This window comes from Dysgonomonas sp. HDW5A (genome assembly GCF_011299555.1).
GTDB lineage: Bacteria > Bacteroidota > Bacteroidia > Bacteroidales > Dysgonomonadaceae > Dysgonomonas_A.
In genome coordinates this window covers 4009577-4034500 of the sequence record NZ_CP049857.1, presented here as the reverse complement: position 1 = coordinate 4034500, position 24924 = coordinate 4009577, and the positions used below count along the sequence as shown (strand labels likewise).

26 protein-coding genes are annotated in these 24924 nt (G+C 34.6%); 20 read left to right on the top strand and 6 right to left on the bottom strand.

Annotated elements, in window-relative coordinates; genetic code table 11:
- Positions 1–2 precede the first annotated feature (2 nt).
- From G7050_RS16680 to radA, 16 genes are all read left to right on the top strand, one after another.
- On the top strand, positions 3–710 hold the full coding sequence (locus G7050_RS16680; RefSeq protein WP_221412810.1) for a CatB-related O-acetyltransferase: 708 nt from the start codon (positions 3–5) through the stop codon (positions 708–710).
- Positions 703–2220: a glycosyltransferase gene (locus G7050_RS16675; protein ID WP_166117398.1), complete on the top strand. Its 1518-nt coding sequence runs from the start codon at positions 703–705 to the stop codon at positions 2218–2220. Before G7050_RS16680 ends, G7050_RS16675 begins: the two co-directional genes overlap by 8 nt.
- A 29-nt stretch (positions 2221–2249) precedes the next feature.
- Entirely contained in the window at positions 2250–3089 is an 840-nt protein-coding gene (locus G7050_RS16670; RefSeq protein WP_166117397.1) for an FkbM family methyltransferase, read from the top strand.
- A gap of 9 nt (positions 3090–3098) precedes the next feature.
- Positions 3099–4001, top strand: coding sequence for a glycosyltransferase family 2 protein (locus G7050_RS16665; protein WP_166117396.1), 903 nt, complete (start codon positions 3099–3101; stop codon positions 3999–4001).
- The gene (locus tag G7050_RS16660; protein WP_166117395.1) at positions 4001–4987 is read left to right on the top strand and encodes a glycosyltransferase family 2 protein; all 987 of its coding nucleotides are present in this window, start codon (positions 4001–4003) and stop codon (positions 4985–4987) included. The genes G7050_RS16665 and G7050_RS16660 overlap by 1 nt, the downstream gene beginning before the upstream one ends.
- Before the next feature lie 5 nt (positions 4988–4992).
- Positions 4993–5823, top strand: coding sequence for a glycosyltransferase family A protein (locus G7050_RS16655; protein ID WP_166117394.1), 831 nt, complete (start codon positions 4993–4995; stop codon positions 5821–5823).
- Positions 5820–6737 carry an alpha-1,2-fucosyltransferase gene (locus tag G7050_RS16650; RefSeq protein ID WP_166117393.1) on the top strand — a complete coding sequence of 306 codons (918 nt, stop codon included), beginning with the start codon at positions 5820–5822 and terminating at the stop codon, positions 6735–6737. Before G7050_RS16655 ends, G7050_RS16650 begins: the two co-directional genes overlap by 4 nt.
- On the top strand, positions 6737–8038 hold the full coding sequence (locus tag G7050_RS16645; protein ID WP_166117392.1) for a glycosyltransferase: 1302 nt from the start codon (positions 6737–6739) through the stop codon (positions 8036–8038). The genes G7050_RS16650 and G7050_RS16645 overlap by 1 nt, the downstream gene beginning before the upstream one ends.
- On the top strand, positions 8031–8879 hold the full coding sequence (locus G7050_RS16640; protein WP_166117391.1) for a class I SAM-dependent methyltransferase: 849 nt from the start codon (positions 8031–8033) through the stop codon (positions 8877–8879). The genes G7050_RS16645 and G7050_RS16640 overlap by 8 nt, the downstream gene beginning before the upstream one ends.
- A 9-nt stretch (positions 8880–8888) precedes the next feature.
- Complete coding sequence (locus tag G7050_RS16635; RefSeq protein ID WP_166117390.1) at positions 8889–10049, top strand: glycosyltransferase family 1 protein; 1161 nt, start codon at positions 8889–8891, stop codon at positions 10047–10049.
- Positions 10049–10849 (top strand): glycosyltransferase family 2 protein, encoded by an 801-nt coding sequence (locus G7050_RS16630; RefSeq protein ID WP_166117389.1) that lies wholly within the window; start codon positions 10049–10051, stop codon positions 10847–10849. The genes G7050_RS16635 and G7050_RS16630 overlap by 1 nt, the downstream gene beginning before the upstream one ends.
- A 3-nt stretch (positions 10850–10852) precedes the next feature.
- Positions 10853–11743 (top strand): glycosyltransferase family 2 protein, encoded by an 891-nt coding sequence (locus G7050_RS16625; RefSeq protein ID WP_166117388.1) that lies wholly within the window; start codon positions 10853–10855, stop codon positions 11741–11743.
- Positions 11740–12558 carry a glycosyltransferase family 2 protein gene (locus G7050_RS16620; RefSeq protein WP_166117387.1) on the top strand — a complete coding sequence of 273 codons (819 nt, stop codon included), beginning with the start codon at positions 11740–11742 and terminating at the stop codon, positions 12556–12558. Before G7050_RS16625 ends, G7050_RS16620 begins: the two co-directional genes overlap by 4 nt.
- Positions 12559–12798: 240 nt before the next feature.
- Positions 12799–13338: a shikimate kinase gene (locus tag G7050_RS16615; RefSeq protein ID WP_166117386.1), complete on the top strand. Its 540-nt coding sequence runs from the start codon at positions 12799–12801 to the stop codon at positions 13336–13338.
- Between the two features lie 5 nt (positions 13339–13343).
- On the top strand, positions 13344–15044 hold the full coding sequence (locus tag G7050_RS16610; RefSeq protein ID WP_166117385.1) for a T9SS type A sorting domain-containing protein: 1701 nt from the start codon (positions 13344–13346) through the stop codon (positions 15042–15044).
- A gap of 270 nt (positions 15045–15314) precedes the next feature.
- A complete protein-coding gene (radA, locus tag G7050_RS16605; RefSeq protein WP_166117384.1) occupies positions 15315–16679 on the top strand; it encodes a DNA repair protein RadA in 1365 nt (454 codons plus the stop codon).
- Between the two features lie 137 nt (positions 16680–16816).
- Here radA and G7050_RS16600 read toward each other — a convergent pair whose 3' ends face one another.
- The 3 genes from G7050_RS16600 to G7050_RS16590 all read right to left on the bottom strand — a co-directional run bounded on the left by G7050_RS16600 (position 16817) and on the right by G7050_RS16590 (position 19037).
- On the bottom strand, positions 16817–17491 hold the full coding sequence (locus G7050_RS16600; protein WP_166117383.1) for an RluA family pseudouridine synthase: 675 nt from the start codon (positions 17489–17491) through the stop codon (positions 16817–16819).
- 117 nt (positions 17492–17608) lie between these two features.
- Entirely contained in the window at positions 17609–18355 is a 747-nt protein-coding gene (gene fabG, locus G7050_RS16595; RefSeq protein WP_166117382.1) for a 3-oxoacyl-[acyl-carrier-protein] reductase, read from the bottom strand.
- Positions 18356–18452: 97 nt separating this feature from the next.
- Positions 18453–19037, bottom strand: a complete 585-nt coding sequence (locus G7050_RS16590) for a TetR/AcrR family transcriptional regulator (RefSeq protein ID WP_166117381.1) — start codon at positions 19035–19037, stop codon at positions 18453–18455.
- Positions 19038–19231: 194 nt separating this feature from the next.
- On the opposite strand from G7050_RS16590, the gene G7050_RS16585 reads away from it, so the two are divergent.
- The 3 genes from G7050_RS16585 to rpmA all read left to right on the top strand — a co-directional run bounded on the left by G7050_RS16585 (position 19232) and on the right by rpmA (position 20505).
- Positions 19232–19771 (top strand): hypothetical protein, encoded by a 540-nt coding sequence (locus tag G7050_RS16585; RefSeq protein ID WP_166117380.1) that lies wholly within the window; start codon positions 19232–19234, stop codon positions 19769–19771.
- A 133-nt stretch (positions 19772–19904) separates the two neighbouring features.
- The gene (rplU, locus tag G7050_RS16580; protein WP_166117379.1) at positions 19905–20216 is read left to right on the top strand and encodes a 50S ribosomal protein L21; all 312 of its coding nucleotides are present in this window, start codon (positions 19905–19907) and stop codon (positions 20214–20216) included.
- A 19-nt stretch (positions 20217–20235) separates the two neighbouring features.
- Positions 20236–20505 (top strand): 50S ribosomal protein L27, encoded by a 270-nt coding sequence (gene rpmA / locus G7050_RS16575; RefSeq protein ID WP_166117378.1) that lies wholly within the window; start codon positions 20236–20238, stop codon positions 20503–20505.
- 35 nt (positions 20506–20540) lie between these two features.
- On the opposite strand, the gene G7050_RS16570 is transcribed toward rpmA, so the two are convergent.
- From G7050_RS16570 to G7050_RS16560, 3 genes are all read right to left on the bottom strand, one after another.
- Positions 20541–21299: a DUF4276 family protein gene (locus G7050_RS16570; protein WP_166117377.1), complete on the bottom strand. Its 759-nt coding sequence runs from the start codon at positions 21297–21299 to the stop codon at positions 20541–20543.
- A gap of 8 nt (positions 21300–21307) precedes the next feature.
- On the bottom strand, positions 21308–22450 hold the full coding sequence (locus G7050_RS16565) for an AAA family ATPase (protein ID WP_166117376.1): 1143 nt from the start codon (positions 22448–22450) through the stop codon (positions 21308–21310).
- Positions 22451–22530: 80 nt separating this feature from the next.
- Positions 22531–23430, bottom strand: a complete 900-nt coding sequence (locus tag G7050_RS16560) for a hypothetical protein (protein WP_166117375.1) — start codon at positions 23428–23430, stop codon at positions 22531–22533.
- Between the two features lie 432 nt (positions 23431–23862).
- Here G7050_RS16560 and mdh point away from each other — a divergent pair, with 432 nt between their 5' ends.
- The gene (mdh, locus tag G7050_RS16555; RefSeq protein ID WP_166117374.1) at positions 23863–24804 is read left to right on the top strand and encodes a malate dehydrogenase; all 942 of its coding nucleotides are present in this window, start codon (positions 23863–23865) and stop codon (positions 24802–24804) included.
- Positions 24805–24924 lie beyond the last annotated feature (120 nt).

Sequence of the window (24924 nt, the reverse complement as noted above, 5' to 3'; positions counted from 1 at the left end):
AGATGCTTGTGAATCTTATAAAAAAGGGAATCCGAAACTTTCTAAAACGGTTATATGGAGATAAAATAGATAACCTTTTTATCTTTATGAATAATCCGGAAGAATACAATTTGCTGTATAACCGCAATATTTGTGGCAATTCAACAATTAGTAGCAAAGCCCGTATTTACCCCAAATATACTTTATTAGATTCGCAAGTCGGAGATTTTACATACATTGCCCAGAATGCAACAATACGATTAACTTCAATCGGAAAGTTCTGTTCGATTGGTGCTAATTTTGTTTGCGGATGGGGTATTCATCCAACTAATGGTATTTCGACATCGCCCATGTTTTATTCTACCCAAAAGCAGAATGGAACAACGCTATCAAATACCGATAAAATAAAAGAGACTTTACCTATACATATTGGTAATGATGTTTTTATAGGCATGAATGTTACAGTATTGGATGGGGTAACCATTGGAGATGGAGCGGTAATTGGTGCAGGGAGTGTGGTTTCGAAAGATATACCACCCTATGCTGTAGCTGTTGGCAGTCCGATTAGAATCATAAAATATCGGTTCGAAGAAGATGTTATTCACAAATTATTGAATATCGCCTGGTGGAATTGGAACGAAGATAGATTGGATATTATTGAGAAGTCTTTTTTCGATGTTGATAATTTTGTGCAAAAATATATAAAGGATATAGAAGATCGTAATGAGTAAAGTTTCCATAATAACAATTAATTATAATAATGCTACCGGATTAGAGAAAACTCTGGATAGTGTTGTTAATCAGAATTTTTCGGATTTTGAATACATTGTGATTGATGGAGCATCTACCGACGCAAGTACAGATGTTATAAAAAAATATTCTGAAAAAATAAACTATTGGGTTAGTGAACCTGATTCTGGTATATACAATGCCATGAATAAAGGGATTCGACAGGCAAAAGGAGAATATCTTCTGTTTATTAATAGTGGAGATACATTATATAATAACGAAGTTCTGACCGATATTTTTCAACACTCTTTGGAAAATGATCTTATTTATGGTGATTTGCATAGAATTTTCCCGAATGGGGAAACGGATATTGCTAAAATGCCGAATTATGTAGGCATTGATCAGATGATGCAGGCCACATTAACACATCCAACTACCTTTATTAAACGGGAACTATTTGATAGATACGGATTGTATCGAGAAGATCTTAAAATTGTATCCGATTGGGCTTTTTTCCTTAAAGTGATTGTATTCGCGAATACTTCAAGAACTCATTTGCCTATTGTGGTTGCATCATTCGATATGGATGGTTTGAGTAGCCAGAATATTAAATTAGTGCAAGAAGAGAGGCAAAGGGTCATAAATGAGTCCTTTTCTTATGAGCTATATGAAATGTATTATACATATGGTTCGTATAAGAATTTCTACAATAATAGAATATTTAGATTGTTGCGTAGTGTAAAGAAAAATATATTCAATGCTTTTTCTTTACAGTTTTGGTCTAATTATATACATGAAAAGCGTATACATCCTTTGATCTGGTGTTTTAATAAAACTGTCAGAAAACAGAAGAGAGACCTACTTTCGATACCTGTTGTTATAATTAATTATAATAGATTAGCTGATTTAAAAGAGCTGGTCAGTTTCTTGCAGGAGAGGAAGCATAAGAATATTGTTATAGTAGATAATTGTTCAACATATCCTCCTTTGTTAGAGTATTATGAGCAAATTAAGGGTGAGGTGACAGTTGAGTTGATGACTGAGAATTATGGTCATTTGGTTTTTTGGAAAAATCAGGACTTATATAAGAAATATTCATCCGGATATTATATAGTGACAGATTCCGATATATTACCCAATAAAGAATTACCAAAAGATTATATTAATCAGTTTATACAAATTTTGGATAAACACAAGGAGGTAAGTAAAGTTGGTTTTGCTCTGAGAATAGATGATATTCCCGATCATTATGCGTTGAAGCAAAAGGTTTTGGATTGGGAAAAGCAGTTTTGGGAAAGACAAATAGGAAAGGATTTGTATCGTACTCATATTGATACAACATTTGCTATTTATCCCCCATTATATAAATATGAAAAGACTAATTTTTTTGAAGGAATTCGAATAGCAGGTAATTTTACATCTCAGCATAAAGGTTGGTATACTAATACATTATCTATGACCGAAGAGGAGATATATTATAAAACCACCACAAATAGTTCGAATAATTGGTAATCTGTTTCAAATAATTTCTATCATACATTATGAAATATATAAAAAGGTTTTATTTTTATCTAAAAGAAAAGTACGCATATAGAACATATATAAAAAAGCTAGGAATTACATTTCCAGAATATTCTAAGTATGTAAATAATATTTGGGATAAGGATGATAATAACACTACTGTATTATTTGGTAAGAATATACGCAGAATAAATAATATCTGCTATATGGAATGTGTTATGGAGATATTTATTGATGAAGTTTATAGATTTGAGACCTCTAATAAAGCCCCTTTGATAATTGATTGCGGAGCAAATATCGGATTGAGTCTAATATATTTTAAACAGCTATATCCAAACTCCCAAATTATAGCATTTGAGGCCGACCCTAATATTGCAGAGATATGTAGATATAATGTAGAGCAATTTAATTTTAAAGATGTTGACGTTATTAATGCTGCAGTTTGGACTACTGATGGATACATGAGCTTTCTACCAAATGATTCACTTGGAGGTAAGCTAGAAGGTGATAGTGATTCCTCGAAATCTATTAGTGTAAAGACTTTACGCTTATTACCTTATTTGGAAAAATTTGTTGATTTTTTGAAAATAGACATTGAGGGTGCTGAGGTAGACTTATTATTAGATATTAAAGATTCATTGGATAAGGTTGGAATATTATTTGTTGAATACCATAGTTCGGTAGGAGAAACTCAAAGGCTAGACTTATTGTTGCGAGTTTTAACAGATGCTGGCTTTAGGTATTATATTAAAGAAGCATATCCAGCAATGTGTCATCCTTTTCTTAATTATAAGAATAAGAATAAATTTACTTCCGGTACATTTGATCTACAATTAAATATATTTGCATATCGTGCATGATAATGGTCTATGGTTTCAGTAATTATTCCGAGTTATAATCATGAGAAATATCTTAAGCATAGGATTGATTCGGTGTTGAATCAAACTTATCAGGATTTTGAGCTTATTATTTTAGATGATAAATCTAAAGATAATAGTAAAGAGGTCATAGAATCTTATAGAAACAATCCTAAAGTCTCTCATATTTTATATAATGAGGTAAATAGCGGAACCACTTTCAAACAATGGAAAAAAGGTATAGAGTTAGCCAAAGGCGACTATATATGGATTGCCGAAAGTGATGATTATGCAGATGTGACTTTTCTAGAAAAGACAATGTCTTTAATCGAAAAGAATAATTCGGTACTCTGTTTTTCACAATCGTATATTATTGATGAGCATGATCATATAAAACGAAAGAAAGAGACGGTTTTAGAATCAGATTCTTGCACTCTCGATTATTTTCTTTCCCATCTTCTGTTATATGGTAATGTGGTATATAACGCAAGTATGGTTGTATTCCGAAAGGATGCGATTGATAAATCGGTTTGGGACAAATTAGCCCGCTTGAAATATTGCGGTGACTGGCTGTTTTGGGCAACTCTTGCCATGAATGGAAAGGGAACGGTATCTGAGGTAAAAGAATATTTGAATTACTTTCGGAACCATAGTTCGAATGTCTCAAATAAAGCAGAAGTAAACGGGCTTACGTTTTTAGAAGGTTTTCCTATCTCTAAAATGATTGCAAAGAAGCAAGGAATCAAGTTGGGTAAACAATTTCGTGAAAAATGGTTCAACGAGTGGCAACACTACAGATCATTTTATCAATTATCAAAAAAAACGAATCTGAAAATATTCCTCTTATTCCTCAAACGTGAGCCGATAATTGCATATTATGAACTTAAACGTCTTTTCCTTAGACTTTTTAAATAATGAGTAATCCATCCCCCTATACTGTGTCAGTTCTTATGCCTGCTTTCAATGCTGCAGAGCATATCAGAGAGGCTATGGATAGTATTCTGGGGCAAACTTTCACTGATTTCGAATTTCTGATTATAAATGATGGCTCAACTGATAATACAGTTGATATTATCAATGGATATGACGATCCCCGTATAAAGCTGATACATAATGATGGAAATAAGGGGTTGATTTATTCTTTAAATTATGGACTGGAGGTTGCACAAGGAAAGTACATCGCCCGTATGGATGCCGATGATATAGCCTTGGATAGACGGCTTGAGAAACAAGTACGTTTTTTTGAGAATAATCCAGATATATCAATTCTAGGTACGGCTTTTATTTTTATGGGGACTCCACATGAGATACATCATCCTAATTATAATGAAGAAATACGTATCAAATTATTGGACGATGGTGCTTTTGCCCATCCTACGGTAATGATGCGAAAGGATAGTATCGATTTGAATAATATAAGGTATAATGCAGATTATAAATATATAGAAGATTATCAGTTTTGGGTAGAAGCTGCGACAAAAAACTTGAAGATGGCAAATCTGGATGAAGTATTGTTGCAGTATCGTCAACATTCCAATCAGGTCAGTAGCCAGAAATATCAGGAGCAGGAAGAAACAAAGCAAAGAATAAAGTTGGAATACCTGTCTCATTATTTTGGAGAATATATGAGTACAGATGAGTTGATCTCAGTAAATAAATGTTTTGATGTTGATTTACCTTCGAAAATAGCTATTCTTGATAAATTAAGTAAAACTAATAATCGATATAATCTGTTCTATAAGAAATACTTTGGCAGGTATATTAATATCCTGATATACCGCAATGTGCCTAAGGATCGGTTGATCTCCTTGAAGGAGTTCTTAAGGGTAATAAGAAATAATGTATCTTTAAAATTTATAACCGTTCTCTTTAAAATAAATATAAAGAAATTAGTAAGCTAATTTGTATGTCTGAAATATCTCCTGTTATATCCATAATTGTACCCTGTTATAATCAGGCACAATACTTGCCCGAGACATTGCAATCTGTTTTGGAGCAGGATTATCTACATTGGGAGTGTATTATTGTCAATGACGGTTCACCGGACAATACGGAAGAGGTTGCTTTGGAATGGAGTGAACGGGATGCACGTTTTAAATACCTGAAGAAGGAAAATGGAGGATTGTCCGATGCTCGAAATTATGGTATTAAGCATTCTGCCGGTAAATATATCCTGCCTTTGGATTCTGACGATAAAATCTCAAAAACGTATATCTCGGAAGCAATAGATGTTTTAGAGAATAACCCTGATGTAAAGTTGGTATTTTGCAGGGCTCAATTATTTGGTGCAGACAATAAAGAATGGGAGTTATTACCTTATACGTACGATAATTTGCTATTTGTCCGCAATTGTATTTATTGTTCTGCTGTTTATAAACGTGCAGACTATGATAAGACAACGGGATATAATACCAACATGATATACGGATGGGAAGATTATGATTTTTGGATAAGCTTATTAAACAGAGAAGATCGCGTGGTTAAACTCGATAAGATTCATTTTTATTACAGAACCAAAGAGGTTTCGATGCGTACCCTGATAGATGAACAGAAAGAAGAATATTTAAGAATACAGATTTTCAAAAATCATCAGGAACTTTATTTGCAATACATAAATCCTATTACTCAATTTAGAGAGCTTAAAGGATTAAAATCTATCGAAAGTTCTTTACAATACCGAATCGGAGGATATATATTGGCACCATTACGTTATATAAGTAAGATATTCAGAAAATGATATATATAGAATTAAACGGTAGAATTGGTAATCATCTTTTTCAGATTGCAACAGCAGCATCTTTTGCTAAAAAGCATGGTGTTGACTACAAGGTTGTATGCCATGATGGTTACAAACTGGCTCCACCCGATAATTGTTATGTAAAAGATTATATAGAACAGTTCAGAAGTAATATTCTTCGAAATATACCTATTCAGGTAGGACGTCCTTCTACTGATTGTTTCTATTATTACGATATAGATTATGTTTACAGGGAAATACCTTTCGAAGGCAGAGATATGTTGCTATATGGAGCATTTCAGTCCGAAAAGTATTTTGATAAACCTCTGGTTAAAGAGCTTTTCTCTATTCCGGCCGATATTAAAGAATATATATATTCTAAATTCGGAACGATACTGGATCAAGGGGTTACATCGATAAATGTGAGACGTGGCGATTACACTAAACTGCCCCATCGTTATGCTGTTTGTTCGATGTCTTATTTCAATAAGGCGATAGATTATCTGGGCAGAGATAAAAAATATCTGATAATCAGTGATGACATAGAATGGTGCAAAAAGCATTTTAAAGGCGATAATTTCTTTTTTGTAGATGATGAAGAGCCTATTATCGATCTTTATATTCAGACACTTTGTACCAATAACATTATAAGCAACAGTACTTTCAGTTGGTGGGGAGCCTGGTTAAATCCTAATCCCGATAATGTGGTTGTATGTCCTAATCCATGGTTTGGAAAGTCATATGATAATTACGATACAAAAGACTTGATCCCCGAAAGCTGGGTGCAGATAGAAAATAAATTATCGTGGGATTTACAGATTTTGGCAACTTACCTGATTACTAAGGAGAAAATCCAGAGCTTGATGCCTAAATCGTGGAAAGAGCGAGTGAAAAAGATTCTAAAGAATAGATAATGAAGGTCGTAACGCTAAGCACTAAGGACTCGTTTGGGGGAGCTGCACGTGTTGCATTTCGCTTACATGAGGAAATTAACCGAATGGGTATTGAAGATATTCTTTTGGTTAATAGCAAAAGAACTGCGTCTTCCACTGTTCATTTAGCTGAGAATTATCACGATCCGCAAAACAGAATTACTGCTTTTCTGAATAAGTATAAGCTTAAACTACAAGAAAAAAGAAGACGTATTATTTGGGGTGGTTACCCTAATATGCAGAACAAAATATTATCGGATATCGCCATATCTCTATTGAAGAATTCATTGGATAAAATTGATTTCGATCTAGTCCATATGCATTGGGTAGGAGAGAGCTATGTCGATTTTACTGAATTTCGGAATGTTGATAAGCCTATCATCTGGACAATACACGACTGTTTTTCCTTTACCGGATTGTGTTCTTATTTCGAAGATTGCGATAAATACAAAAGCCATTGTAATGCTTGTCCTCAATTAGGTTCGACCAAAGAAAAGGATTTAAGTTATCAGGTTTTTGATATGAAAAAGAAACGATATTCGTCTCTTAATTTTCATATCGTAAGCCCCAGTAAGTGGTTGGCAAAAGCTGCAAAAGAAAGCGTGTTGTTGAATAAATATCCGGTAACAGTTATCCCCAACGGTATAGATACGTCGGTTTTTGCACCTATGGATAAAGAGGAGGCTAAGAAATCATTATCTTTAGATCCAAAGAAAAAAACGATATTATTTGGAGGAATATCGGCTATGGCTGATCCACGTAAGGGGGGAGATTTACTGCGTGATAGCTTGAAACAGTTAGCGGGAATGTATGCCGAAGATGAGATTGAATTATTAATATTCGGAGCAGAGAAAAAAGATGATTATACGTTTGATTTTCCTGCCAGATTTTTAGGATATGTAAGCGAAGAAGCGGATTTGAATCTGGCTTATAATGCGGCTGATGTGACAATCGTTCCGTCGACGCATGAGAATCTGCCTAATACCATTCTCGAAAGTTTATCGTGCGGAACTCCGGTTGTGGCTTTCGATATCGGAGGAAATCCCGATATGATTGATCACCAACAAAATGGATATTTGGCAAAACCTTATGATATATTCGACCTTACGGTTGGTATAGTGTATACGCTCAGTCATAACGAAGATAAAACTTTGAGTCATAATGCCCGAAAGAAAGTTCTGGATAATTTCAAGATAGAAGATATTGCCAACAGGTATGTCGAATTATATAACCAAGTCTTAGAATCAAAGGTCTCAGACCCTAATATATTAGCAAATGAATAACAATAAATGTCTTATTTGTGGAGGTGAAACCAATATATTGTTTTCGACCCGTGTATTGCATAAATATGATGTAAGCTATCATAAGTGTACTTGTTGCGGGTTTATTCAGTCGGATGCTCCACATTGGCTGGACGAAGCATATAGTGACGCAATCACATCTATGGATATTGGCTTGATATACCGTAACTTGGTATATTCTTCTGCCGTTGAAAATGTATTGAAAACATCGTTCGATTACAATAAAAAATTTCTTGATTATGCAGGAGGATACGGAATGTATGTCCGTCTGATGCGTGATAAAGGATTTGATTTCTATTGGGATGATAAATATTGCGAAAACTTGTTTGCTAAACATTTTACACTGGAAGAATTGGAGCAAGGACAAAAATTTGAAGCCGTTACAGCTTTCGAAATATTTGAGCATCTGGCTAACCCTCTTGAAGAAATAGAAAAACTGTTTAGTTATTCGGATTCTATTATCTTCTCAACCGAAATAGTACCTGATAAAGAATTAACGAATCCCGGTGATTGGTGGTATTTTGCCCCTGAAGGAGGGCAGCATATTAGTTTCTATACTAAGCGGGCATTTGAAGTGATTGCAAATAAGTTCTCCTGCAATTTTTATTCAAATGGAAAAGACCTTCATATCCTGACTAAAAAGACTTTGAAAAAGAATCCTTTGGATTATACAAGAACTTTTTGGGATAAGGTTGCAGATCGTCTGATAGGTATTCTTGGCAGAAGTAAGAGCAATGCTCCTGCTGCTATTAACTTATCAAGCAAAATTCCTCAGGATGTTCAATATATACGTCAGATAGTTCATCCTGAAACTAAAAATTAATTAGCTGCAATGAAAGTACTATATGATCATCAGATATTTGAACATCAACGGATAGGTGGTGTCTCTCGCTATTTTGCAGAGATAATCAGCCATTTACCTGCAGATGTGGAAGCTGATGTATCGGTGGAATATGCTTTCAATGAGTATTTGAAAGGTTTAAATATTCCTTTCGAATGGAAAGATCAACTTATATCTTATTATTCTTTTCTTCCGAATATAGATTTTAAAGGGAAAAAGAAGCTTTATTCGTTTTTAGAGAGGAAGTTCCCTGAAAGATATCCTGATTATTACAAGATTAATCAGGCAAAAACAATAGAGAAGCTTCAAAAAGGAGATTTCGATATTTTCCATCCAACTTTCTTTGGTGATTATTACTTGGATCATCTGAAAGGTAAACCTTATGTGTTGACAGTTCACGATATGATTATTGAGTTATATCCTGAATTTATAAATAGTCCGGGATTTATTAAGCGAAAGAAAAGGCTGGTTGATAATGCTGCTCATATTATAGCAGTATCGGAGAATACCAAACGAGATATCATCAATGTATTTGGCACTTCTGCTGATAAAATATCGGTAACTTATCATGCATCATCTTTGGTAGATGGGGGAAATAAACCTCAAAATCTACCTGAAAAGTACCTGCTTTATGTGGGTGACAGACGCTTAGGATATAAGAATTTCAATTTCTTTATATCCTCTATTCAGCCGCTTTTATTGGCAAATAAATATCTATATGTAGTTTGTACAGGAGATCACTTCACATCGGAAGAGAATAGCTATTTTGAGGCTTTAGGAATAAAGGATCAGCTGAAAATTATATTTGTTGATGATACTGAACTGTTAGGATTATATAAATCAGCACAGATGTTTATATATCCATCTTATTACGAGGGATTTGGTATTCCAATCTTAGAAGCATTTCAGGCTGAATGTCCTGTTGTGCTGAGTAATGGAAGTTGTTTTCCCGAAGTAGCAGGAGACGCTGGCGTATATTTTGACGTTAAATCGCCGCAACAACTAAGAGCTGCTGTATTAAGTTTGTTGAATGATAAAGAATACAGGCAAGAAATGGTTTGTAAAGGGAAACAGCGTTTGCAACATTTCTCATGGGAAAAGAGTGCTTTGCAAACTGTCGAAATTTATAAAAATGTATTAAGCAAGATGTAATGGCTAAAGTTTCTATAATAACCATATCGTATAATAATGCAAAGGGACTGCTTCGCACTATCGAAAGTGTAGTAGGTCAAACTTATACCGATTACGAATATATTATTATTGACGGAGGCTCTTCTGACAATAGTAAGCAAATTATAGAATCGTTTTCCGATAGGATTGCTTATTGGGTAAGCGAACCCGATAAAGGTGTATATCATGCCATGAACAAGGGAATAGATGTTGCTAAAGGTGAATATTTACACTTTTTGAATTCGGGAGATAGTTATGCTGCTTCGGATGTTTTAGAAAGAACATTTACTAAAGAATATGCAGAACCTTTATTAAGAGGGATTCAGATATGTGATTATGGAACTCGTCAGGTTAGGTGGGCGAATCTGGGAAACAGAGAGGTGACTCTGTACGATATGTTTGTAAATACATTGTTACATCAAGCTACTTTTATCAGACGCGATATGTTTGATAAATATGGAAAGTATGATGAAACGCTTAAAATAGTGTCGGATTGGAAGTTTTTCTTTCAGGCTATATTAGGTGGTGAGAGAACTGCCTTTCTGAATTTCGATATTGTTCTTTTTGAGATGGAAGGTATCAGTACTAATAAATCTCATGGAGAACGCCATCTGGAAGAACGTAGAAGGGTTACAAAAGAATTGATGCCTCATAATCTGTTGACAGATTATGAAAGACTCAGGTCATTAGAGGCAGATGCTTATATCCCTAAATTCGTAAAATCGAATAAACTAATTTTCTTCTTTTTTAGAGTATTGTATAAAGTGTTTGGAAAAAAATAATAGATGGAAAATTATCCTAAAATATCAATTGTTACGCCTAACTATAATCAGGAGAAATACCTTGAAGAGACCATACTATCCGTATTGAATCAAGGTTATCCGAATCTTGAGTATATCATCATAGATGGAGGTAGTACTGATGGCTCGGTTGATATTATAAAGAAGTATGCAGATAGGCTAGCTTATTGGGAAAGTGTACCCGATAAAGGCATGTACGATGCTATACGCAAAGGCTTCGAGAAATCGACAGGGGAGATTATGGCATGGATTAACTCCGATGATATGTACCAGTCCAAATCATTTTTTACGGTCTCAGAGATATTTTCTAAGTATAAAGAGGTTAACTGGTTATTAGGTTTTCCTTCGGTATATGATGCAATGGGGCGTATAGTGGAATGCCCACATACATTACGTCAGTGGTCTAAATATGATTTGTATATAGGTCAATATCAATGGATACAACAAGAATCGGTATTTTGGCGTCGGTCTTTGTGGGAAAAAGCCGGATCAAGAATAGAATCGGAACTGAAATATGCAGGGGATTTTGAGCTGTGGTTTAGGTTTTTCAATTTTGAAAAATTATATGTAACTACTGCTATTCTAAGTGGTTTCAGAATGAGGGATGGCGAGCAACTTTCCATGAAACAAAAAGATGCCTATGATGCTGAAATTCGTTCGGTATTGAAAACTAAAATATATACGGAAGAGGAACAAAGTATTCTGAAACAATATAATAAACGTAAAAGCCAATTCTTGTTTTTATCTAAGTTTAAAATATTGAATGCCAAACTTATTCTTGATAAGTTTAAGTTGGATAATTTCGGATATCCTCCTGTTGTCTCGTTTGATCGCCATGAGCAATGTTTTAAAATAGAAAATCAGCAAAGCAAATGAAAGTATCAATTATAACCATAAATTGGAATAATAAGATCGGTTTGGAGCAGACTATAAATAGTGTTTTGTCTCAAACCTTTACTGATTATGAGTTTATTGTAATTGATGGTGCATCTACCGATGGTAGTGATGACGTTATTGAGGCTAATAAAGACAGAATTGATTATTGGGTAACTGAGTCTGATTCGGGTATATATAATGCCATGAATAAAGGTATCTATGCTGCACAGGGTGAATACTGCTATTTCCTCAATTCTGGTGATGTTTTTGCTTCGAATAATGTGCTAAGTGATATCTTCAAGCATGATGTGAAGGAAAATTTTGTGTGCGGTAATATAATATGGGATGAAAAAGGAAAATTGAGAAAAGACGATAGCTATAAAAATCGTGACTGGTTATTTTCGTTGTATGATATTTACTCAGGCTTTTTATGTCATCAGGCTTTTCTCGTGAAAAGAGAGATGTTTGATGAATATGGATATTATGATGAAACACTTCGTATAATGTCTGATTGGAAGCATTTTTTGATAGCTATAGGTATACATGGTGAAAAGGTTCAATATGTTGATGTAGATATTGCTATCTATAATACGGATGGGCTGAGCAGTACGATTGGCGGAAAAGCTATCTTAGCCGAAAAAAGGAAAGTGGCTCAGGAAGAACTATCCGATCAGGTTTATAAAGAGGTTGACAGGTTGTATTACTTGTCAAGAAATGGATTTGTTGTAGACTTTGTTCATTCTAAAAAATGGATTCATTTTCTGTTTAAAGTCTTTTTAAAAGTCTGTTTAACTCTGAGGTTAACAAGACTATAGAATTAGCTATCCATAAGTATTTTTATTCTATAGGATAAATTATCCTATCATAGCCGGTATAAGTTTAAAATTGTCCGGATGTCTATTTTCTTTTTATTGGAGATTTGTACTTCTTATTAATTTGCCGTAACTCATTGTTCTGTTATTTATTAAGAAGCGGTTAACAGGTTGTGGACCTTAATAATTCTTTATAAATAGTTTTTCCTATATTTATTTTCTTATTTTTGCAAAAAGCATTTTATGACACGTATTTTCTTAATAGGATATATGGGCGTCGGTAAAACTACGGCAGGCAGAGAATTGGCAAAATTATTAGACCTGGAATTTGTAGATTTAGACCATTTTATCCAAAATAGATATAATAAAACAATCGCTCAGTTATTCGAGCAATTCGGAGAAGAGGGATTCAGAGAAATCGAAAATAAGGTATTAAAGGAGGTTGCCCAATTTGAAAATGTTGTAATTTCAACAGGGGGAGGAGCTCCTTGTTTTTACGATAATATGGAGGTGATGAATAATGCCGGTATCACTATTTATATGAAAGCCAGTGCCGGATTATTATCCGAAAGATTAAACTTGTGCAAGGAAAAACGTCCTTTAATTAAGGATAAAAATGAAGAAGAACTTCTTTTATTTGTAACGGATAACTTAAACCGAAGAGAACCTCATTATAGTCGCGCTAAAATTATTTTTGAAGCTGATGAGCTTGTAAATAGAGAAGATGTAGATAAATATGTTCTTCTTCTAATGGATACAATAAGTAATACACAAAAACTTTAAAAACGATGATTAATAAACAACTTTTATTTTTGTTAGTCTCTTCTATTCTTAGTTTATCAGCTTTTGGTCAGATTAGTCAGGGAGGAGTTCCTCCGAGCTTTTCACGTCCGAATACTCTTCGGTCTACATCACCTGTAACTAATATTCCTGTTAATTTGGATATAGACAGATTGATATGGGAAGATGCTATTGTCGAAAGAAATGGTGGACCGGCACGAGTGGCAGAAGTACTGCCTGTTGATGTAGATATTCGTAAAACGGGAAATTGGAGTACTTTTTCAGACTCTGTTAAGATATGGCAACAAACCATTTTTGCACAAGGGGCAAAAGGACTGATTTTAAGTTATAAAGATTTTTATATTCCTGAGGGAGCAAAATTATTTATTTATAATGAAGATCATTCACAAGTTTTGGGAGCATATACCAGAAGTACGCACCCGGAAGGCGGTTCTTTTGCAACGGAAATAATTTCCGGTGAAAAAATAACTTTAGAGTATGTAGCATCAGCAACTTCAAGTGAACAGCCTCGCCTAGTCGTTGAAGATGTCGGATATATTTATAATCCCAGAGCTGTTTCTCTTCCCCCTGGTAAGGAAATCAATCAATCTGCTTCGTGCATGATTAATGTAAACTGTCCGGCAGGTGATAATTGGAAAAATCAAAAAAGAGGAGTTGTTCTTTTATGTTTTAAAGTGAATCAGAGGTGGTCAGCTTGCTCCGGTAGTTTAATAAATAATACAAAGCGAGATGGTACACCTTACGTTTTAACAGCAGATCATTGTTTTGTTAAAGATGGAATTATCGATTATCCAAACATGCTTGTTTACTTTAATTTTGAGTTTCCGGGTTGCCAGAATGAGAAGGTTATTCCCGAAACGGCTGGTACTTTGGTTGGAGTTGATCTTTTAGTCAATTCGCCTATTGAGGAAACATCATATGGAGTAATAACCAGAGGTTCTGATGGGGCTTTAATTAAATTGAAAGATAATGTTCCTACAGAGTGGAAGCCTTTTTATAATGGATGGGATAGGAGGAATATTGCGGCAACTTCAGGTGTTGTTATTCATCATCCTAATTATGACCTTAAGAAGATCACAACTTATAACAGACCTATAAGTACAACAACATTTTATGGTACAGATGCCAATAAGAAATATATAACAGGAGCAACTGATGCATCATGGCAAGTAGTATATGACGGAAATAGTGTTACAGAAGGAGGTTCTTCAGGCTCCCCTCTATTTAGTCAAGAGGGTTTGATTATAGGAACTCTAAGTGGAGGTCTGTCAGAGTGTATTAATTTATTTCGACCGGATGTTTATGGTAAATTTTCCTATCACTGGGATTATTTGGAAGGCGAAAACCGGCAGATGAAGAAATATCTCGATCCAATAAATGAAGGAAATAAGACTCTTAAAGGGTATGATCCTAATTATCCTTCGGGTTTAGAACCGGAAATTGTTGATAATATCACGAAAGATATCGTTATTTTCCCTACTATGGCCGACAATGAGATAAATGTCAATACAAGTTCAATAATAAGAAGTATAAAGATATACGATTTAGCAGGTCGTCAGATATATACAAAATCGGGATACAATGCTTCTACGGCTACAATAGCAGTTGATGGGTGGCAGAAGGGAGTTTATTCCGTTGTGATTCAGGCTGATTCCGGTAAATTAACCGAGAAGTTTATAAAAAAATAAGGTCTCAGACCTTATTTTTTTATAAGGAGTGTTTTATCTATTTATAAAGAATATTAAGATGCTAAAAAGTGACAGTCAGGGAGAAAAAAATAAGCTGTCAAAAAGTGTCACTTTTGTCACTTTTGTAACCTTTTTACTTGTTTTGTGTTGATAATTAATTCTTTAGTGAATTAGTGAAAGTGACAACTTTCAGTCACTTATGTAACTATTTTGGTTACGTTTTGTAGTTAATGATACTTTGTTGTATTTTAATAATTGTATTGTAAGATAATGGCCAAGACCAAATCGGTGTATGTTTGTAGTAATTGTGGTAACGATTCAGCTAAATGGCTCGGCAAATGTCCTATTTGCGGAGAATGGAATACGTATGTAGAAGAAATAATAGCTAAGGATAGCAACAGTAGACGAACAGATACATTGTTTGATTCTCCGAAGGCTAAGCCTATATTATTACAAGATGTGGCAACCGGAGAAGAACCACGCATCGACTTGAAAGATGAAGAGCTTAACAGGGTTTTAGGTGGAGGTTTAGTGCCCGGCTCTTTGATCCTTCTAGGTGGAGAACCCGGTATCGGTAAATCTACATTGATATTGCAGACAGTACTAAATTTGAATTCTCAGAAGACATTATATGTATCGGGGGAGGAGAGTGTTCGTCAATTGAAGTTGAGAGCCGATAGAATAAATGAAAAGAGCCAGAATTGTTATATTGTTTGTGAAACCAATTTACAACAAATATTTGTTCATATTCAGAATACAAAACCCGATCTTGTTATTATTGATTCTATACAAACCATATTTACTGATTTGATAGAGTCATCTCCCGGAAGTGTTGCACAAGTAAGGGAATGTTCTGCTGCGATTTTGAAATTTGCGAAAGAAACAGGTACTCCTGTAATACTTATCGGTCATATCAATAAAGAGGGTAGTATAGCCGGTCCTAAAGTATTGGAGCATATTGTAGATACTGTATTGCAGTTTGAAGGCGATCAGCATTATATGTACCGTATATTGAGAGGCATCAAAAACCGATTTGGTAGTACAGCTGAATTGGGTATATACGAAATGAGACAAAATGGTCTGCGTGAGGTAAGTAATCCGTCAGAGTTATTACTTACTCAAAATCATGAAGGGCTAAGCGGGGTTTCTATTGCTGCTGCAATAGAAGGTGTAAGACCGTTTTTAATCGAAACTCAAGCATTGGTTAGCACTGCTGCTTATGGAATCCCTCAACGATCTGCAACGGGTTTTGATAGCCGTAGGATGAATATGTTATTGGCAGTTCTCGAAAAGCGTGCAGGGTTTAAGTTAATCCAAAAAGATGTCTTTCTGAATATAGCCGGAGGTTTGAAAGTAAACGACCCTGCTATTGACATGGCGGTGATTAGTGCCGTTTTATCTTCGAGCTTGGATATTGCTGTCGAAAGACACGTTTGTATGTCGGGAGAGGTAGGATTATCAGGGGAGATACGTCCTGTTAATAGAATTGAACAACGGATATTAGAGGCTGAAAAACTAGGCTTCTCTAAAATTCTTATCCCTCATAATAATCTTAAGAGTTTCACTTCTAAAGTAAATATCGAAATTATCCCCGTAAGAAAAGTCGAAGAAGCATTCCGTCAATTATTTGGATAATGTTTTATAACTTTTATAAGAGGTTTTATCTATTATAAAGTATTAGCTAAGGTCATAGACCTTTTTATTGCTTTGGCAAGTATAACAAATGTAGATTGTTATAACTATAAAATATACCAATAAATTTTACTCTTAACTTAATTGCCTCTCTCGAAAGCTTTCCATAAATTATCATCCGGAACAGGTGCAGTAACTTCAATCAGCTCCTTTGAGACCGGATGTATAAAGCTAATTTTGCGTGCATGCAGACTTATTCCTCCATCGGGATTGGAACGATCTGCACCATATTTTAAATCGCCTTTTATTATGCAACCCATCTTTGCTAATTGACAACGTATTTGATGATGACGTCCGGTCTCCAAATCAATTTCCAGAAGATTATATTTATCCGATTGTCCAATTAGCTTGTAATGAAGAATGGCTTTCTTCGAATCGGGTCTTTCAGTATCGTAGGCATATGATTTATTTTGCTTTTCGTTACGTACCAGAAAATTGGTTAATGTTCCCTCTGAATCCTTAGGTGCATTTTTCACTATAGCCCAATATGTTTTCTTTATTTCTTTATCTTGAAACATCTTATTCAATCGGGGAAGTGCTTTGCTTGTTTTAGCAAATACTACTATACCGCTTACAGGTCTGTCGAGACGATGCGTTACTCCGCAAAATACATTTCCGGGTTTATTGTACTTCTCCTTGAGCCATTCTTTTACTATTTCAGAAAGAGGCTTATCTCCGGTTTTATCACCTTGTACGATTTCCGAAACAGTTTTATTTACAATAATGATATGGTTGTCTTCGTATAATACAGTCATAATATGAGGGCAAAAAATAAAGACGCAAAGTTAATTATTTCTTTGCGTCTTTTATGTTATGATAGTGAAATGTATTAAATACTATCTAATATTCTTATTTAAAAGGGGTCAGTAACCTTACATGTTCATTCCACCACAAACCGGAATAATTTGTCCACTAACATAAGAAGATAGATCTGAACCTAAGAACACTGCGACATTAGCAACGTCTTCTGGAGTACCTCCACGACGAAGTGGAATTTGTTCTGCCCATTTAGCTTTCACTTCTTCTGATAGAGCTCCTGTCATTTCAGTGATGATAAATCCCGGGCAAATACAGTTTGCGCGTATTCCTCTTGAGCCTACTTCTTTGGCTATAGATTTAGCAAGACCAATCATACCTGCTTTTGATGCTGAATAATTAGTTTGACCTGCATTACCTGAAATACCTACTACCGAACTCATGTTGATAATACTTCCTCCTTTTTGTTTCATCATTACAGGAGTAATTGCATGAATAAAGTTAAATGCAGACTTTAGGTTTACGTTGATTACCATATCCCATTGTTGTTCAGTCATACGCATCATAAGACCGTCACGAGTGATGCCTGCATTGTTAACCAGGATATCTACTCTTCCGAAATCTTTTACAATTGCATCTACCACCTTGTGTGTATCTTCAAAATCGGCAGCATTTGATGCATAAGCCTTTACTTTTACGCCTAGGGCAGCTATTTCTTTTTCTGTTTGTTTTGCATTGTCATCAACAGCTAAATCTGTAAAAGCAATATTTGCTCCTTCTTGTGCATATTTTAGTGCTATTGCTTTTCCAATACCTCTGGCTGCACCAGTTATGATTGCTGTTTTTCCTTCTAAAAGTTTCATAATCAAATATTAAATTATTTGTGGATATTAAGTTATGTGAAATATTTAATGTTCTATTTTTACTAATTAAGTATAACTGATTATTGCTGTTTTAGTTTTATTTCTTTATTCCCCGAAAGATGAGGTGTGAAATATTAAGGTATCGCCTTTTGTGGTCGGAATCATTCGGATTAATAAGCCCTCTGATATAAGGAACCTCCAGCCCTCTTAATGCATTATGCAGAATTTCAGCAGTGAGGTCTACATCCGGCATAGACAAAGTTCCTTCGTCTACACCTTTTTGTAATATTTCCTTGAGGATTTCGGTTTCTTTACGGTCAAATGTTTTGCGTACGTTTTGTACACGCCAGATGTCACGAAAAAAATCGGCTCTGAGGTTGCCGTTACGTGCTACTACATTTTTTACTGCATCGAGGCGTGTGTAAAAGAACAACATGAGTTTTTCATCTGCGGGAAGATCTTTTTCAACTACAGCTTGAAGAGCCTTTATCATCTTATCCAATTCGGATTCGACTACCGCTTTAAATACCTCATTCTTGTTGTTGAAGTATGTGTACAGAGTCCGTCGGCCTTTATGGGAGGCAAGAGCAATATCATTCATAGTTGTATTCTCGACACCCAGCTTGGCAAATAATTGCCGGGCGACGTCAATCAACATAGTTCTTGTTTTTGTTATTGCCATATCTTAATAAAACTGCACAGTCTTTTATGTTTTGTGCAAAAGTAACACAAATATTCAAAACAGAGAGCTATGGGGGAGTATTTTATCTATTAATTTTTTCGCGAAAGTAATATAGGATAAGACAAATTGGCTATATTTGGAACATTAATTTTATATCAAACACATTTTATTTATCTGAAAAATTATTTAGCACTATGAAAAAAGTATTATTCTGTCTACTTTCATGTATCTTTTTAGGGTTTTCTGCTTGTGGAGGCGATGATGAGGATGAGGTATTTATTACGGATGACGCTCAAGCAAAAGAAATGATAATCGGAAAATGGGTTGTTAAATCTGTAAAACTAGAATCAAACTATTCTCCATTTGACGAATTGATAAACAAGTCTTTTGTTCAATCATTGCAACAGAATACTATAAATATGGTGTTTGATAAAGAATACGTTGTAACAACAACAATACCTAAAAAAGATCCATCTTTGACTCTTAATAGCAGAGAAAAATATTATTTTGAAAATAATAAGATATATGTTGAGGATATTGATATTAAGGAAACCCTTACTCATACATATAAAATCTCCAACTCTTTATTGGAGATGAGAGGTGACTTTACCCGGGATATTCTAATTAAGATGTTGAAGGTTGAAGGAACTATAAATGGAATCGATTATACTGAATTTATTAATTCGATTCCTCAAAATTTTTCAGGAAAACTGATCTATACTCTTAAAAAATAAAATATACATTATTGTGGCTTGTGTAATTGACGAAATATTTGTAATTTTGCTCCCCGATTGCTAATAGGCAGACAAGAAACTATATAACAATAGTTCGCCTCAGGCTCATAACTTGTAAAAATTTATATTGCAGATGTACGCAATTGTAGAAATTCAAGGACAACAATTCAAAGTTGAGAAAGATCAAAAATTGTTTGTTCACAGAGTAACAGCAGACAGTGGTGCTGATCTTGAAATCGAGAAAGTGTTATTAGTTGACAAAAACGGTGCTGTAACCGTAGGTGCACCTTTTGTAAGTGGAGCGAAAGTTATCCTTACAGTTGGAGACCAAGTAAAAGGCGATAAAGTACTTATTTTCCACAAGAAAAGAAGAAAAGGATATCGTAAGTTGAACGGTCACCGTCAACAATTTACACAAGTTACAGTAAAAGATATTATTGCTTAATCAGTAAAATTAGAAGAAAATGGCACACAAGAAAGGTGTAGGTAGCTCGAAGAACGGCCGTGAATCGGAAAGTAAACGATTAGGCGTTAAAGCATTTGGTGGTGAAATCGTGAAAGCAGGTAACATCATCGTTCGTCAAAGAGGAACAACTCATCATCCAGGTGAAAATGTAGGTATCGGTAAAGATCATACATTATTTGCTCTTGTTGATGGAGTAGTTGCATTCCGTAGAAAAAAGAACGAAAGATCATTCGTATCTGTAGTTCCACAAGCAGAAGCAGAAGCGTAATAGCAGATTCTTTAAGATAAGAAAAGCAGTTTGAATTAGTTCAGACTGCTTTTTTCTTTTTCGGATAGAACAGGTTCTTGTAGCTGACCTTCTTTAAACTTTTCGATAGTAGTTATCAGCTCATTTAAAGCCGGAATTTTAAATCGAATATCTTTCCTTATTTTATTAAAATCGAGTCGATTTACCAGTTTCTCTACTTGCCAGTATTTTTTTGTGTACGATCTGCCTATTAATTTATATATCCTGTTTATATCTTCAGATGGATGTTCGCGCGAAATAGGGTTTACCATATCAGGGTTGAAGCCTAGATGTTTTTCAATGAATCGTCCCGTAAGTTTCTTGTCCACTTTTAGAAAATGACTGCTTTCTGCAAGAAACCATGTTTCTACTTCTCTTACTGCTATTATTATATCAAAAGGATAATCTTTCTTTTTTAATGGATAAGGCAGGTATTGTAGTCCTTTTTCGAGACGAGGTAGTTCCTCTATCGATAATGGATATAAGTCTCTTAATCCTATAATATTTGTATATCCGGCTTCTCTCAGGCTATTTATGTTATCAAGTATTTCTGATTTTACTCGATTATCGGAACCACAGTCATATATAAGTGCAGTGAATTCCGATTTGAGGGGAATGCTATAATTCCTTACAAATTCACGTTTGGGAGCATTGGTACCTCCTGAGATTTTTTTTAGAAGAACCGTAAGGTTTTTATAGCCGATAATCTCTTTTATGAGCCTATTGATGAAGACCTGCTCGGTTTGTCCTTCAACAAAAAATGCAATCTTTTTCATATATTGGCTTACTCTTCCTCTTCGTTCTTAAATCCTTGAAGGTAGAAATCACTGGCTAAGAAATCGAAATTATTTAATCCTGTATATTTAAAATCATCAAAAATTTCTCTCGCATTATGATAATTATGAAATATGGATGCTTTTGCTTTACGTTCGATTACAGACCAATACCTTAAGGGGATTTTATTCATGATATACCTATCATTGGTGGTTATAAATATCTGTATGTCCGAGTTGTTAACTTTATAGATTAATAACTCAATGAGAGATTTAGAGCGGGCGTAGTCTAGTCCTTCACCTAAGTCATCGATAAGAAGACATACCGATATTTTACTTAATAGGGCATATTCAAGTTGTATAAGAAAAGAAAGTGCCCTAAACATCCCTTGAGACATATCCAGTTGAAGTGTCGGCTCCGGTAGTTCTTCTTCTTGTACTGATAACCCTATTCCTAGCTGATCTTTTAGCAGATCGATATTGCTAATATCATATCCTATTGAATGAAGGTCAGAAATAATGTTGTCTATATAGGGTTGTCCAAAATCATTTTTGCCTTTAAAAAAGAGTTTGACGATATTGTCAGAGCTGAAGTCTTCAACAATCTCTAAGTGTTCCAGTTCTTCTCGGTGTTTAATCAAATGATTTTTTTCATATTGATTTGTGAAAGCATAATTTTTTAATGCATTACTCCATTCGAATATTTCAGCTATATAGGGGTATTCTTTGTCTTTATTTTGGATCGAGGTAATCAGATCAGTATCTGCAATATCAAGGACTTCAAACTTCTGAGATTCCTCTGAGTATATCTTACTCTTTTTTCTGTTGTACTTTTCAACACCTTTTACCCATAGAATTTCGTCTGTAATCAGATTGTTTTCTATTGAAATAATATATTCATAAGTGATATTATCTTCTTTTAATATCAGGTGATACTTTGTTTCGGAAAATTTCAAATCGGAAACCGGTTTTTTCAAAGATAAGAGGTTCGCTATTTGGCATAAAGCAGTTAGTGTTCTACTCTTACCTACAGCATTTTTACCAACGAACAGGTTGATATTGTCGAACCTGATCAGATCGCCGTTTTTCCCTTCGATGCCCCATTCATTTGGTTTACCTTCTTCACGAATATATTTTAAAGATTCTAGTATCATACTTTTATAAGTCGTGTGAAAAAATACTACAATTTAATAGTTATAACTTATTCTTAAAAAATAAAAATCCTGTTAGCTTTTTATTTTTCAAGTGAAAAAGAGCGTGAACCGATTAAACTGCCATCAGCAAATAAATCAACTCTGTAAGTTCCCGGCATTAAGTATTCTTCAACCTTCCAGTATAATGTAACAGGTACCTCTTCGCCTCCGTATTCAATAGCTCGTTTCATCGAGTATTGAATTTCTCGATTTTCGAAAGAGAAAGTGTTAGCTCTGTTTTTTACCAGAATATCATCATCAGGTTTCATTATTCGAACATAGATTACTCTTTCACCCGGTTCTGCAGTGATGTTTTTTGTAATAGTGAAAGAGACTACTAATTGTTCTACACTTTTTATTTTCTTTTGTACTTTCCCTTTCGAGTTGGTTGCTGCTACACTTATGGCTGTTGCATCGAGTTTAGCCGCACGTGTTACTTTCTCGTTCAGGTTAGCTTTTTCTTGTGAAACTTTATTTAATGTCTTTGTCGTTTCCTGATATTTATTTGTTATCTCTTTATTTTGTTGTACAAGCCTTTCGTTAGCACGGTTAAGTGAATCTATTTGTACAATATATGACTTCAGAATTTTTCTAAGACTGCTAAGTTCATTGTTTAAGCGGCTTATTTCTGCTTTATCAGTCGCTTTTACCGTACGAAGCTCTTCCCTCAAGCGTTGTACTTTTGCTTGCTCATTACTCAATTGTTGAAACAAAGAGTCATTTTTGATTGAAAGTTTAAACCCTTCGTATTGAGTGTCTATGCTTGCATATTCGTCTTCCAGTTTTTGCTTGGATATTTCGTTTACCTGCTGTAATTCTTCCAGTTGAGTTTTTTGGTTGAAAATGAAATATGCGGCAATCCCCATTCCTACAATTAAACCCACAATAATGGCAATTAATATTTTGGTATTTCTTGTCGAAGGTTTTGTATTCTGTTCCATATAACTTTACTTTCTTACTTCTTTTTAATATGTTAGACTTGTATACAAATATATTAATAATATAAATTAGAGAGCTTAGACTATTCAAGTTTTTTCAGTAATTCAGCTAAGTACTCACTATTTATGAAGTTACAGAATGGTTAATGTTTACCGTGAGATGGTTTCTAAATAACATCTGGTTTATATGGGAAGGTTCAAAAGTATATGTTTGATATTTTTTGATTGTAAAAACGTCATATACTGTGAATCTTCTTGTCAATATTTTTTAATATTTAGAGTGAAATTTAGCTCTGAAATAATTCCTTAATTGCAAATAACAAGCTACTTTTGTTTGTCTATTCGAAATAGATGTTATTTATTACTCAGGCTTTGAGAAAAAATATTTCGAATAATTACATGTAATCTAATTCATAACTATAAAACTAAATTATCATGTCTAAAGTAACGGTTGTGGGAGCCGGTAATGTCGGAGCCACTTGTGCAAATGTATTAGCATTTAAAAAAATTGCGGACGAAGTAATCATGCTCGATGTAAAAGAGGGTGTTGCTGAAGGAAAAGCAATGGATATGAATCAAACAGCTCAGTTACTTGAGTTCAGCTCAAGAATTAAGGGTGTTACTAATGATTATGCAGCTACCGCAAATTCGGATGTTGTGGTTATTACATCAGGTATTCCTCGTAAGCCGGGTATGACTCGTGAAGAGTTGATCGGCGTGAATGCAGGTATTGTGAAAAGTGTTGCGGAAAACATTCTGAAATATTCCCCCAATGCTATTTTGGTTATTATCTCTAATCCAATGGATACAATGACCTACTTGGCTTCTAAAGTAACAGGTCTTCCTAAACACCGTATTGTAGGTATGGGTGGAGCACTGGATAGTTCACGTTTCAAATATTATTTGAGTGAGGCTTTAGGTGTAAATCCAACAGAAGTTGAAGGTATGGTTATTGGTGGACATGGTGATACTACTATGATTCCTATGGCTCGTCTGGCTACATATAAGGGTATTCCTGTTTCTGAGCTTTTGTCAAAAGAGGCTTTGGATAAAGTGGTTGCCGATACTATGGTCGGTGGCGCAACTCTTACAGGTTTGTTAGGTACATCAGCATGGTACGCTCCGGGTGCTGCGGGAGCAGCGGTAGTGGAAACTATACTTCACGATCAAAAGAAAGTAATTCCTTGTTGTGTTAGCCTTGAAGGCGAATACGGACAAAGTGATATTTGTATTGGTGTTCCTGTAGTCTTAGGTAGAAATGGCTGGGAAAAAATCATTGACCTAAAGCTTACTGCTGACGAAAAAGAAAAATTCGAAGCATCTGCTGTTGCCGTTCATAAAACAAATAATGTGTTGAAAGAAATTAATGCTATCTAAAGTAGTATACTTTCTATATTTATACAATAAGAGGAGTGGTCTTTATGAAGGCATTCCTCTTATTTCGTTTTGTGATAGCCGATTTTATGTTTGAGTAAAAGATTTTTGGGGTATGTTATA